The following is a 13,431-nucleotide window of genomic DNA, read 5'->3' as shown; positions in this document are numbered from 1 at the left end:
CGTGAGGCTTTCAGGCGGCTGGTGCCGTCAGCGTGGATGTAGGGATTTAGGTATAAATATTTTTTAAGATCTTTCTAAAAACTATTAGTTTGAGTAAAGGTTCTGATCCGACTAGCGTTTGGGCTGTAGTGATTTCCTAAAAAGCTCAGAGCCTTTTGGGAGAACTACTCCATGGTATTTAAGACGTGGTGTCTTAAATTTGGCCCCAGCTCAGGGGCCTTTTTTATCTGCAGAACCTAGTGGCATGAACAGTCAGACCCGGTTGTAGGTTGGCCATCGCGGAGCGATGTCCAACACATCGACTCAACATTGCCCATGATTGTTGGGCTTCGCCTTGCGAAGGCCAACCTACGCTACTTATCAGGAAGGAGTGGCTGGATGAACAGTCAGAATCAGGCGGTCGCTACGCAAACCCATACGCTCGGGATCAGTCTTTGCCTGGGATCGATGTTTATCTTTGCAGTGCAGGATTCCATCACTAAAGTATTGGTGCAGGATATGGCGGTCGCCCAGTTTGTGATGGTGCGCTATTGGGTGTTTGCACTCTTTGCCATCGGTTGGGTTGCCTGGCGTGGTGGTTTACGGCGTGCATTACATACTCGGAAACCGGGCCTGCAGATAGCACGTTCGCTGTTATCCGTGGCAGAGATCGCCATCTTCAACCTGTCGTTACGTTACCTGGGCTTGGCTGAAGCCCATGCGTTGCTCGCCGTGTTCCCGCTGATTGCAATAGCGCTGGCGTCGCCCATGTTGGGAGAGAAGGTCGGTTTACGCCGCTGGCTGGCGGTGGCTGCGGGATTCGTCGGCACCTTGATTATCTTGCGGCCCGGACTGGAGGTGTTCAAACCTGAGGCTTTCATCGCCCTGTCTGCCGCAGTGTGTTTTGCCTTCTACAACCTGATCACCCGATTTGTGAGTGCGGCGGGAGACAGCTTCAACACCAACATGCTGTATATGGCGTTGCTAGGGTGTGCATCTTCCACGTTGTTTGGCATTCCTGAGTGGCGCGAACCCAGTTCAGATGAGTGGCTGATGATGGCCGTCTTATCAGTCACCGGCATATTTGGGCACCTGTTACTGGTCAAAGCACTGGAGCATGCACCGGCCTCAGTTTTACAACCTTTTAACTACAGTCTGCTGGTCTTTGCTACAGTATTTGGTGTGCTGTTGTTTGCTGAGATCCCTGATCTGCCGACATTGATCGGTTCGGCGATCATCACCGGGAGTGGGCTCTATGTGATTCTGCAGGGGCAAAACCGGCGTCCGAAAGATGTTTAAGGTCGGTTGGTAAGCACGGGCTACAAGGAACTGAGATGCATCCTTTGAGGTAATCTAATTGCCAACAGGTGCACGGTCATTTAAAGAGGGTAACGAACATGATTCAAGTGGGTGATTCCATTCCTGAAGTAACGGTCCAGACCATGGGTGAAAAGGGACCGGAAAATGTAAGTTCCACCGCACTGTTTGCTGATCAGAAGATTGTTTTGTTTGCAGTACCTGGGGCGTTTACCCCAACCTGTTCAGCCGCGCATCTGCCGGGCTATGTGGTTAAAGCCGATGAGATCCTGGCGAAGGGCGTTGATCGGATTATCTGTATGGCAGTGAACGATGCCTTCGTAATGGATGCCTGGGGTAAGGCAAGCAATGCGGATCAGATTTTGATGGTTGCTGATGGCAATGGTGAGTTTGCGACTGCGTTGGGTTTGGAAGCGGACTTCCATAACTTCCATATGGGCCTGCGCTCTAAGCGTTTTGCCATGGTGGTGGAAAACGGTGTTGTGAAAACGCTGGCTGTGGATGAGAAAGGCTTGGAAAAAACCGCTGCCGAAGCGATTTTGGCAACGCTGTAATTCAACCTATCGCAGGCGGGGAAGTCGGATCGAAAAATCTGATCTCCGCCTGCGAAAAGTTAGTTTGGTCATTTGCGCCATGAGGTCGACACTGAATTCACAATAACCATGAATCCAGATGTTCTGCTGTGAGGTGTAAGTGATGTTAGACCGATGCCGAAGCGCCGCCAAAGACCGGCTTTACCGGATTGTTGAAGAGGGGATGTGCACCGGTTGTGGCTTGTGTCAGTCCGTTGCCGGTGAAGATTCCATCCAGATACGTACGCAGGCAACCGGGTACAAGCGACCGGTTGTGGTGGGTGATCTGAGCGACGAAACGGTCGATACGATCTATCAGGTCTGTCCCGGTATCAATGTCAGTCAGCACCTGCCCGCCGATGCGAGCGCGTCGGAGGATCTGATCTGGGGACGCAATGTCCGCAATGTGATGGCCTGGACTGCTCAGCCCGATGTTCGTTTCAAAGCATCCACCGGTGGTGTGATGACCGGATTGGCGCAATATCTGGTTGCCAGCGGCGACGTTGATTTTATCCTGCATGTGAAAGCCTCCGACTCAGAACCTGCCTTTGGTGAGCGCCACCTGAGTTTCACCAACGCCGATGTGATTGAAGCTTCCGGTTCCCGTTACGGGCCTGCTGCGCCGTTGCTGGATATCGGCCCGTTGCTTGACCGTGGCCAAGCCTTCGCTTTCATCGGTAAACCCTGCGATGTATCCGCCCTCAACAACTATGCCCGTATTGATCCCCGTGTAGACGAACTGGTGCGCTACAAGCTGGCGATTGTGTGTGGTGGCTATCTCACTCCAGATAGCTTCAACGGTTTTCTGGAACAGGCGGGGGTACCGCGTAAAGATCTGGCGCGTATTCGCTATCGCGGGAATGGTTGCCCTGGACCGGTTGAAATTGAGAATGCCCAAGGCGAAGTGTTCTTCCGCAGCTACAACGATTTCTGGGGAGAGGGCGAAACCAACTGGTCGATCCCGTTTCGTTGCAAGATCTGCCCGAACGGTATTGGCGAAGGTGCTGATATCGCGGCTGCGGACAGCTGGCCAGACTGCCAGGTGGATTCAGCGACGGAAAAAGATGATCCGGGTAGTAACGCGGTCATTGTGCGCACCAGCAGTGGTAATGACCTGATGAACGCGGCGGTAGAGGCAGGCTTTATCGAAACCGGCGATGAGATCACCCCACGCGATATGGATTTCTTCCAGCCTCATCAGGTGCTCAAAAAGCAGGCAGGAATGGCACGTATCGAAGGGCTGGTGGAAGAGGGCGGTTTGGGTATCCGTTGTAAAGGTCATCGGCTGGCACAGATCGCCGACACGATGGACGAAGACTTTCTGAAGCGCCAGCGAGACGGTACGAGGCGTCGCTTCCGGGCCGGGGATAGTGAGGAGCCTACACCGGTATAAAGAAACGCCCCGGTGGTTTTCCGGGGCGTATATCTCTTTTTCTCAGCGATTAAGACGTAACGGGTTATTTCAGCAATGATTCTTCATACGGGTACGTAGAGAGTTTCTCGTACCCGTTTGCGGTGACGCGAACCATCTCTTCCAGTTTCACCCCATCCCGGCCACCTTTGACACCGGAATAGCTTTCGACACAGATCACCATATTCTCTTCAAGCACGCCATCGTAGCCGTTGCCTTGCCAATCTTCGCCGTAGTAAATCTTTGGATGTTCATCGGACATACCTGCACCGTGGAAGGCACACACATAACGTTGCTCCCGATATTCTTTCTTCCGTGCAAAGGCTATTTCAGATAGTTCAGAAAAGCTTACGCCAGGACGGATCAACTCCATATTGTGGTGAATCTCATCGTAAGCATGCTGGTAAGCATCGCGCTGCTCGGCGGTACCGCGACCTCCGCCGCAGATCCAGGAGCGGGAGATGTCCGCCAGATATCCCTGGGGACCGATCATATCGGTATCAAAGGCAACCATATCACCGGCTTCGATGACCTTCGACGTCGCTTCCTGCAGCCATGGATTGGTGCGTTGACCGGAGGCGAGCATCTTGCCTTCGATCCAGTCACCGCCGTGGGCAATATTCACTTGATGGATAACGGACCAGAGCTGGTTTTCGGTGATGCCCGGTTGCAGCGCGGTGTGCATTTTATGAATGCCGAGCTCGGCAACCGCGATTGAGTGACGAATGCAGTCAATTTCAGTGGGGTGTTTGATCAGTTTCGCTTGTTCGATCAGGGCTTCTCCATCGGTCAGGCGGTAGCCCTTGCTGACCAATTGCTGGCTGATCAGCGGTGAGAAGCGCTCCAACGCGATCCGGCTACCCGCGTTGTGGAGCTGGTGGTCGCGAATAAAGCGCTCGATATCTGCAACGATGCGCTGGGATTGTCGCGATAGATCCAGTCCGCCATCAAAAGGTGTTGCGAAACGGGAGCCCTGGTAGCTATCCACGTTGGCGTGGTGACGCTGGCTTGCACCGAAGAGGGTGACAGGGCCTTCAAGTGGAATGAACAGGTGCGCCGTTGGAATGTGCGACTGGAACATCAGGTATTCATCGAAATTAACCGCATAACGCAGGTTGACCGGGCTGGTCAGAATACTCAGTGAGATGTTGTGTTCGGCCATTACGGCGCGGATACGCTCAAGCCGGTAGTTGTACATCGCATCAAGGCGTTGTTGGCTGATGCCTGCGTCTGGAATCAACTCAATCATGATGGCTCCTGTTTGTTCTTGTTGTATGCAGTGATTGTTTGATGGGGAGAGTTTGCGCTGAGGGCAGGGCAGGCGACAAACGAAGATCTAGGAGGCAGCCATCGGGATCTTCGATTGTATATGTGGTTGGTGACCAGGAGAGGGGGAATCCAGAGGAGCAATCCTCTGGATTTTGGTGCAGGAACCTGAATTCAGGTTACGGCGTCTGCGTGTTTGTTGAGGTATAACGCTTCCAACTGAGCGGCTGGCACAGCAGGAGAGAAATAGTATCCCTGGATCTTGTTGCAGTTCAGCACCGTCAGGAAAACCATCTGTTCTTCGTTTTCTACACCTTCCGCTACAACCTCAAGGCTCATGTTGTGAGCCACAGAAATGATAGAGGAGATGATGCTGGCGTTCTCCGTATCCGTTGGCACGCCATTCACGAAACTACGGTCTATTTTTACTTCGGAGACCGGCATCTTTTTCAGCAGCGATAGGCTGGAATAGCCGGTTCCGAAGTCATCCAGCGAGATCGGTACACCCAGTGCCGAGATTGCATTCAGGTTTTCGATCACGTGCTCTTCGTCTCCGATCAAGGCGGTTTCGGTCACTTCCAGTACGATCAGGTGTGGATCGAGGCTGTAGCGTGCCAGGGCGCGTTTTACATCGGTGATAAACGATTTGGATCTGATCTGCACGGGTGAGATGTTTATAGATACCGGCAGTACGATGCCGTGCGCGAGCCATTGAGCCGCTTGGCGGCAGGCTTCGTCCAAAACCCACTTGCCAATCTCGATAATCTGGCCGGTTTCTTCGGAGACGGGAATAAACTGGTCGGGGGAGACAAGCGTGCCATCCCGTTGTTGCCATCGAATCAGTGCTTCAACACTCGACATGCGGCGATCGGATGAACGGTGTTGAGGTTGATAATACAGTTCGAACTCGCGGTTGTTGATCGCAACGTTGAGCTGGTTTTCGATCTGCATGCGTTGAACAACCGTTTCGTTCATTTCTCCCTTGAAGAACTGGAAGTTGTTGCGGCCACATTTCTTCGCGTGATGCAGGGCGATATCCGCATGTTTAGTCAGTTCTTCGCAGCTGACGCCATCCTGAGGTGCAATCGCGATACCTATGCTGGCTGTCAGCAGTACGTCCGCTTCCGGCAGATCTATTACCTGAGAGATTGCTTCGATCATTCGAAAGGCGATCTGCGTGACGACAACGGAGATTTTGTAGGCAGGGTCGAGCACAACAACAAATTCATCGCCGGATATCCGGCTCAGTGTATCCACTTCCCGTAACGAGCCTTTAATACGCCGCGCAATCTCTATGATCACCTTGTCACCGCATTTATGACCCAGCGAGTCGTTAATGCGCTTAAAGTGGTCCAGGTCGATACACAGGATTGCTGTTTGCTCGCCTTTATGACGTTCGATGTGTGCCAGTGCCTGGTTGAGGCGTTCCAGCATAACCCGCTTGTTAGGAAGGTCGGTTAGTGGGTCGTAATCGGACAGGTAGCTCAGTTTTGCCCGATCTGCCTTCTGCTCCGTGATGTCGCTGAAGGTTGCTATGTAATTGAGTACGTCGCCGTTTTTGCCATAGAAGGTATTGATCGACAGCCACTGGGGGTACATCGAGCCGTCTTTGCGCCGGTTGATGATTTCGCCCGCCCAACTGCCGGTTTCAACCAGGGTTTGCCATAGCTGCTGGTAGAACTGAGCCTTCTGTACACCTGATGAGAGCTTGGCGGGTGTACTGCCAAGCATCTCATCTCGGGTATAGCCGGTAATCTCGGTAAACGCACGGTTGACGTGGATGATCTTCGCGTCCCTGTCGGTGACGATCAGTCCTTCCGATGCACTTTCCACAATACGTTCATTAAGTTCCAGCAATTCGGTGCGGCGCTTCAGTAGCTGTTGGCGCTTCTTCATTATTGAATGCGTTGCGCTAAAGCGTCTGCTCAACCAGCTAGTGAAGAGGTAAGTGGACGTCAGACTCAGCCCACCTATTATCAGAAACGCGACAGCCAGATTGATCAAGCTGCTATTGAGCTGGTTGTCCAGTTCCTGCCGTTTTTCGTTGATAAGTTCGGTCAGGGTGTTCCGATACACGCCGGCTACCAGTACCCATCCGTTAAAGGGCAGGGGCTTCACGTAGGAGAGCTTCTCTTCAATGCTGTTGCTGTCTGGTCGGTACCAGTTATACGAAATGAACTGAGCCCCTTCGTTTGCGGACTCGACGATCAGGCGGATTGCGTCGCCATTTATGGTGGACATATTGGCGTGGTGGATGCCCTCTAGATGGCGGGCGCTGGCACTTTTCAGAATCGTTCCGTCAGCACTTACAATTGCGATATAGCCATCGCGGCCAAAGCGGATGGCGTCGATATCCTCTTGGATCTGTTTCTCTATACCCTGGCGGAAGGTATGGATGTAATCACCGGCACCGATAACCCAATTGAACGGTTCGTACAGTGCAACGTAGCTGATTTTGGTGTGGGTTCGTTGCTTGTTATCGGGCATATTCCATTCGTAGTCGATGAACCCATTACGCTCCAGCGAGTTACTGACAGCGAGGATCTTCATCATGACGCTGTAGCTGTTGGATTGCTCGTCTGCCAGGAAGGAGTGGCCTTCAAAACCAGGTGCCGGAGGTAGCAGCACCGACGTACCATCCATCTCATCAATAAACAGATAGCCACGGCCATCAAAGAAGCGGATTGGGCGTAAGCTTTCACGAATAAAGGCTTTTAGCTCCTGCTCATTCATCTGTTCACCATAGGTTTTGTGCAGGTGCTGAATCTGCGCAATGGCTTTCTCTACTTCGTTACGGGACAGCGCTTTCAGACGGTCTTTGGCGGAGAGGTAGGCGTTTTCGATGCGGCGTGCAGCACTTTCGGTTTCTTGTTGCAGCCGGGCTTTCTGCTGAGAAACGATGTCGTCTTCAAACTGTTGCAGGTATTGCTCGAAACGTGTTTGTTCCGAGTAAACAGAATAGCCGTAAATGACAAGAACAATGCCAGACAGCAGGCTGATAACACCCCAGATCAGGTAGATGATAAGACGGTTGGCTTTTAGATTACCCATACAGCGGTATCCATGTTTGAATCAGGGGCCATAGTAGCAGTCGCTGATGCGTTGGGAAGTGACAGATGCGTTGGTAATGATGGAAGCTGATATGCATCAATTAAACCCTCTGCAGAGAGGGGGCTGACTGTATGTTTCTAATATTCAGAGGTGTTTGATATCACTGTGCATCAAAAACGCACAGTTGGTTTTTGCCGGTTTCTTTTGCAATGTACATCGCCTTATCGGCCGCGGTCAGCGCTGCTTCCGCACTCCGGGTGTCTCGAGTGATTAAAGATATGCCGATGCTCGCTGACAGATGAAGTTCCTTATCGTCGATCCAAACTGTTTCGCTGAGCTTGTTGATCAGCTTTTGCGCCACGATTTCAGCTTGGTCTGCTTTATCAAGCTCACTTAAGACGACTACGAATTCGTCGCCGCCCAGGCGTCCCGCCATATCAGAGCCGCGTACGTTGTCCTTGATCCTGGCGGCTAACAGTGTCAGGCAACGGTCTCCCATTTCATGGCCGTGCTGGTCGTTGACCGGCTTGAAGTTGTCTAGATCGATAAATAGCACCGCCGCAACGCTATTCTTACGTTTTACTGACGACATAACCCGTTCGATCTGATGGGTGAGATACACGCGATTGGGCAAACCTGTCAGGTGATCGTGAGTGGCGACATGTTGTAGTTCCGTGTTGGCGGCTTCCAATAATCGGCGCTGTTTGGCGGAGGTGAAAATTACGTAGCCAGCAAAGACAAAACCCGCTACGACAATGATCACCATGTAAATCAACACGCGACCGAAGAGCTGAGTTTGTGCCTGAGAAGATTGCTCTCGGTAGTGCTCATTCTGTGTGCGTTGCATCTCAATCAGTTTGTCTAGAAGGTTGGCCACAATGATCTGATCGGACAGTGCTGTGTTGAGCATGGCTGTAGAGCTGTGGTTGCTGGTCATTAGTTTCTCAGCGAAGGACTTCAATTCCGAGGTACGGGTGGCCGCTTCGTAATTCAACCGATCAATGACTTCAAGCTCTTGCGGGGTCAGGTCCGTGTCTAATAGCTGGGCACGGGCTTTGAGAAAGGCGCTGCCATGTGCGTAGAAACGTTGATATAGCGCGTCACGCTTTATTTGATCGTCCAGCAGTGTCATTTGCCACAGCAAAATGGCACGCTCACGCACGGATACACGCATGTCCATAGCGGCGTTTTGCTGGATGTCGTTGTTGTGCATCGCCCCTCGGCAAAAGCGTTCTGCAGCATGAAAAAGCGCTGGTAACCATATTCAAACACAAATATGAATGCGCCAAAGATGAAAACGAAGCCAAGAATATAGATGTTTAGGCTGTTTTCCTGCACCTGTTGAGGCATGGTCCCGTACTCACTATCCCTGAAAACTGTTCAATGAAGTATAGTTCTTGAATGTTTGTTTGCCTTATAAGTTGCTGGAAATCAGTGATATTTTTTAGGTTTTAGCAGGCTGACGTTAAAGAAAAAATTATCGATAACGAGGTATGTACAGGTGTCACATGGTTCGGAGGCGAGTGTTACTGGCTTTGTTACAGGCGCCGTACCTTGTCGCAGGTTAGACAGAGAATTCAAACAAAAGTGAGGTGCGTTAGCGGGCGTTGCTGCCTGTTCACGGCGATCTTTGCAAAGTAAATAGAAAAAAGGTCAAAAATTACTCTTTTAGGAAAAAGAGAGTCGTATTTAGATAATGCCGTAAAGGCATGTTGGGATAATCTAACTTCAGTCGAAGTGAACGCCATATTTAAGCGGGGACGCCCTGCCTTATTTGACGTTACCGGAAACTTTGACTGAATAATGGATTATTCGCGCTCAACCGTTGATGGCACTTGCATATTACTGCATTGCTTTGGCGACTACAGACTAAATCGTCCAATTAGTCTGAGGAGCTTGCCTCGCTCCAATCCCTCGTATATTACGGGTCTTTTTTCGCCACCCTTCGCCATGGGTGGCTTTTTTTTGCCTGGAATAGGCTGGAGGTTGGTGAATACTGGCAACTTCGGGTTCTCATGCTTTGTGTGGGAATCCTTGGAAGGCACGGATTATATGCGTTCCCACGCAGAGCGTGGGAACGAGGAGGGAACGGTGGGGAGTTTAGAATTCAGAAGTTTGGCATTGTCGTAAATAAAAATGCTGGTAGCGTATTTAGGAAACTAAACCTTGAAAACAACGGCTAGTATTTGAATTGATCTATATCGATCCATCAGTGAAGGATGTGCTTGGCCACCCATTTGGGTGGCCTTTTTTATTGCACGAACTTTTCGAAGGGAAAATGGTTTATTCAGGTGGCTATTAATATTAACTGGTCGTGTTGAATGACTGCTTATTTAGAGCGTGATAACAAGACCACAGCAAGAATAACCATCCCGCCACCAATCATTGTGGCTGTATTCAGTGGCTCTCCAATCAATAGCAGGGCGATTGCAACCGCTACGACCGGTTCCATGGTGGAGATGGTGGACGCATTAGATGCGCCAATCTTAGGCGCACCCGCTATAAACGTCGCGATCGGGAAGATGGTTGCGAACAATGCCAGTCCTACCACCGACAACCACCCCGCATCCGTTTGTGGCCAATGTGTCGGTTGCACCGAGCTGACCGCTACCGCACCCAGGAAGCATCCGATCAATACCATGCAGGCTGACTGCGCTGGATACAGCGGGCTGGCTTTATGGGTGCCGTACAATATAGCCGAGCCGTACGCAAACGCCGCGAACAACGCCCAAAGCACACCGGTACTATCACCCTGAATATCCAGGCCGACCGCCACAATAACCCCGCCAATTGCCAATGCGACACTGACCAGCTTCAGTGGTGTGGCTTTCTCCTTAAGTACCCCAATGGAAAACAGAACCACAAATGCGGGGAAGGAGAACATCAGAATAACCGCCAGGCTGACCGAGGTACTGTGGCTGGCACTGTAGTAACCCAGCGCCGCACCGGAGTATCCGATTCCAACCAGCAGGTATTGCAGGTTGTGTTTCAGCGGTGGCATCTCAAAGCCCCGCAGCTTTAACCAGACAAACATCATCGAAGAGGCTGCCAGGAAGCGCAGCACCAATAAGCCCACGGGGCTGGCGCCGTCGCTGTAGGCAACGTGGGTAAATAACGGTTGCAGTCCGTAGCCAATGGCAGAGAGCAGAACCAGGGTGAATCCTTTCAGGTAGTCGTTATCAACGGTGGCTGTATTCGTGGTCATGGTGCTATACGCAATAAGATTGAAAAAATGGACGCTACCTCTGCTTCTTATAACGAGCAATGGATTGTTTTGCATATGTCGCATGGAGTGCGGAGTTGCGCAAAAAGATGACGCATACAGAAAACAGCTCTGCATAGGTGTGCATATTTAATCTGTAACGTCGCAATTGAGTTGTTGTGTGTCGCTACACGCCAGCAATGGCGCTGGCAGCGGCGGTGCGGGGTGGATCAGGGGTTGTGTCGCATACTAAATAGACCGCCTGTCGTAAATTGATATTACCAAGACGTATTCGAGCATAGCCGCCTCCCTGAGACCCGATACTATCGATTGCGTGGGAGTTGTTTAGCACGCCCGTGTAGGGTTCCTAGCCAGTAACACCGTTCAGCGTTTACCTCCCGGCCTGATTACTTTCCCTCATAAGTAGTAGAGAGAAAGCCAGGACAACAACAATTAAAAACTGATTTGAAGAACTCACCGATTAGTCGGGTGAGGAGGTGCAAATGTTTAATAAGAATGATCAGATCCAAGGTTTCGATGATGCCCTGTGGGTGGTAATGGAGCAGGAAGCAAAGCGTCAGGAAGAGCACATCGAGCTGATCGCCTCCGAAAACTACACCAGCCCGCGCGTTATGCAGGCGCAGGGTTCCGTGCTGACCAACAAATACGCTGAGGGTTACCCTGAAAAGCGATACTACGGCGGTTGTGAATATGTCGATGTAGCTGAACAGCTGGCGATCGACCGCGCGAAAGAACTGTTTGGTGCTGAGTACGCCAACGTTCAGCCACACTCCGGCTCCCAGGCGAACGCAGCTGTATATATGTCTCTGTGTGAACCAGGCGACACTGTGCTGGGTATGAGCCTGGCGCACGGTGGTCACCTGACTCACGGTTCTCACGTTAACTTCTCCGGCAAGATCTACAACGCGGTACAGTACGGTCTGAACGAAGAAACCGGTGAGATCGATTACGATCAGGTTGAAGCGCTGGCTGTTGAACACAAGCCAAAAATGATCGTGGCAGGCTTCTCTGCTTACTCCCAGATCGTTGACTGGGCGCGTTTCCGCGAGATCGCAGACAAAGTAGGCGCATACCTGTTTGTTGATATGGCACACGTTGCCGGTCTGGTCGCAGCGGGCCTGTACCCGAACCCGGTACCGTTCGCAGATGTTGTTACTACCACGACTCACAAGACTCTGCGTGGTCCACGTGGTGGTCTGATCATCTCCCGCGACAACGCACTGGAGAAGAAGATCAACTCTGCAGTATTCCCAGGCGGTCAGGGTGGTCCTCTGATGCACGTGATCGCTGCGAAAGCAGTAGCTTTCCAGGAAGCGCTGCAGCCTGAATTCAAAGAGTACCAGGCACAGGTTGTTAAGAACGCTAACGCGATGGCTGAAGTGCTGATCGAACGTGGCTTCGAGATCGTTTCCGGCGGCACCAAAAACCACCTGTTCCTGCTGAGCCTGATCAAGCAGGGTCTGACCGGTAAAGATGCAGACGCTGCCCTGGGCCGCGCGAACATCACCGTGAACAAGAACGCGGTGCCTAACGATCCACAGTCTCCATTCGTCACCTCTGGTCTGCGTATCGGTTCTCCGGTTGTGACCACCCGTGGTTTCAAAGAAGAGCAGTGCCGTACTCTGGCGGGCTGGATCGCTGACCTGCTGGACGTACTGAGCGAGCCGGAAGCGCTGGAAGCGAAGATCGCTGAAGTTAAAGAACAGGTTAAAGCGCTGTGCGCTGACTACCCTGTTTACCGCTAATTGAACAGAACTGAGGCGGTCGGCACGACTGACCGCCCATTTAACGGGAGCTGATACGATGCAGCATTATTCAGGTTTCGGACTGTTCAAGCACAGTCTTAGCCATCACGAAAACTGGCAGCGCGCCTGGCGTAACCCTACGCCGAAGAAGAAGTACGATGTCATCATCATCGGTGGCGGCGGTCACGGTCTGGCAACAGCCTACTACCTGGCGAAAGAATTTGGTGTGACCAATGTAGCGGTCATCGAAAAAGGGTACCTGGGTGGTGGTAACACCGCACGTAACACCACCATCGTACGTTCCAACTACCTGTGGGACGAAGCCGCTCACCTGTACGAGCACGCGATGAAGCTGTGGGAAGGCCTGTCACAGGACCTGAACTACAACGTAATGTTCTCCCAGCGTGGTGTACTGAACCTGGGGCACACGCTGCAGGATATGCGTGACATCGAGCGTCGTGTAAACGCTAACCGTCTGAACGGTATCGACGGTGAAGTGCTGGATACAAAAGGTGTGCAGGAACTGGTTCCTCACATGGATTGCTCCGAGAACACCCGTTACCCGATCCTGGGTGCATCCTGGCAGCCTCGCGCCGGTGTTGCGCGTCACGATGCGGTAGCCTGGGGTTTCGCACGTGGTGCTGACGCACACGGCGTAGACCTGATCCAGAAAACTGAAGTAACCGACCTGATCATCGAAGATGGCACCATTGTTGGCGTTAAAACCAATCGTTACGGCGACATCATGGCAGACCGCGTAGGTTCTGTCGTTGCGGGTAACTCCGGTGTGGTTGCGAAGATGGCCGGTTTCGAACTGCCGCTGGAATCCCACCCGCTGCAGGCACTGGTATCCGAGCCGATCAAACC

General features: G+C 52.0%; 9 protein-coding genes. 5 read left to right on the top strand and 4 right to left on the bottom strand.

Annotated features, from left to right (window positions below; all coding sequences use genetic code 11):
• The first annotated feature begins 378 nt into the window (after positions 1 to 378).
• The 3 genes from QKW35_RS10290 (at position 379) to QKW35_RS10280 (ending at position 3,261) form a co-directional block, all read left to right on the top strand.
• Positions 379 to 1,278: a DMT family transporter gene (locus tag QKW35_RS10290; protein ID WP_282352853.1), complete on the top strand. Its 900-nt coding sequence runs from the start codon at positions 379 to 381 to the stop codon at positions 1,276 to 1,278.
• A gap of 98 nt (positions 1,279 to 1,376) precedes the next feature.
• Positions 1,377 to 1,850, top strand: coding sequence for a peroxiredoxin (locus QKW35_RS10285; protein ID WP_282352852.1), 474 nt, complete (start codon positions 1,377 to 1,379; stop codon positions 1,848 to 1,850).
• Between the two features lie 142 nt (positions 1,851 to 1,992).
• Positions 1,993 to 3,261, top strand: a complete 1,269-nt coding sequence (locus QKW35_RS10280; protein WP_282352850.1) for a Coenzyme F420 hydrogenase/dehydrogenase, beta subunit C-terminal domain — start codon at positions 1,993 to 1,995, stop codon at positions 3,259 to 3,261.
• A gap of 64 nt (positions 3,262 to 3,325) precedes the next feature.
• Here QKW35_RS10280 and QKW35_RS10275 read toward each other — a convergent pair whose 3' ends face one another.
• From QKW35_RS10275 to QKW35_RS10260, 4 genes are all read right to left on the bottom strand, one after another.
• Positions 3,326 to 4,528 (bottom strand): M24 family metallopeptidase, encoded by a 1,203-nt coding sequence (locus QKW35_RS10275; RefSeq protein ID WP_282352848.1) that lies wholly within the window; start codon positions 4,526 to 4,528, stop codon positions 3,326 to 3,328.
• 191 nt (positions 4,529 to 4,719) lie between these two features.
• The gene (locus tag QKW35_RS10270) at positions 4,720 to 7,596 is read right to left on the bottom strand and encodes a bifunctional diguanylate cyclase/phosphodiesterase (RefSeq protein WP_282352846.1); all 2,877 of its coding nucleotides are present in this window, start codon (positions 7,594 to 7,596) and stop codon (positions 4,720 to 4,722) included.
• A 160-nt stretch (positions 7,597 to 7,756) separates the two neighbouring features.
• Positions 7,757 to 8,809 carry a GGDEF domain-containing protein gene (locus QKW35_RS10265; RefSeq protein ID WP_282352844.1) on the bottom strand — a complete coding sequence of 351 codons (1,053 nt, stop codon included), beginning with the start codon at positions 8,807 to 8,809 and terminating at the stop codon, positions 7,757 to 7,759.
• Positions 8,810 to 9,925: 1,116 nt separating this feature from the next.
• A complete protein-coding gene (locus QKW35_RS10260; protein ID WP_282352842.1) occupies positions 9,926 to 10,801 on the bottom strand; it encodes a DMT family transporter in 876 nt (291 codons plus the stop codon).
• A gap of 500 nt (positions 10,802 to 11,301) precedes the next feature.
• Here QKW35_RS10260 and glyA point away from each other — a divergent pair, with 500 nt between their 5' ends.
• Together glyA and QKW35_RS10250 are read left to right on the top strand one after the other, a co-directional pair.
• Positions 11,302 to 12,564, top strand: coding sequence for a serine hydroxymethyltransferase (gene glyA / locus QKW35_RS10255; protein ID WP_282352840.1), 1,263 nt, complete (start codon positions 11,302 to 11,304; stop codon positions 12,562 to 12,564).
• 58 nt (positions 12,565 to 12,622) lie between these two features.
• A partial coding sequence (locus tag QKW35_RS10250; protein WP_282352838.1) for an FAD-dependent oxidoreductase occupies positions 12,623 to 13,431 on the top strand: 809 nt, incomplete at its 3' end.

The organism is Pontibacterium granulatum (assembly GCF_029961155.1).
Lineage (GTDB): Bacteria > Pseudomonadota > Gammaproteobacteria > Pseudomonadales > Balneatricaceae > Pontibacterium > Pontibacterium granulatum.
Note: the sequence above shows the minus strand (reverse complement) of the source record. Positions and strands in the feature narration are given on the sequence as shown.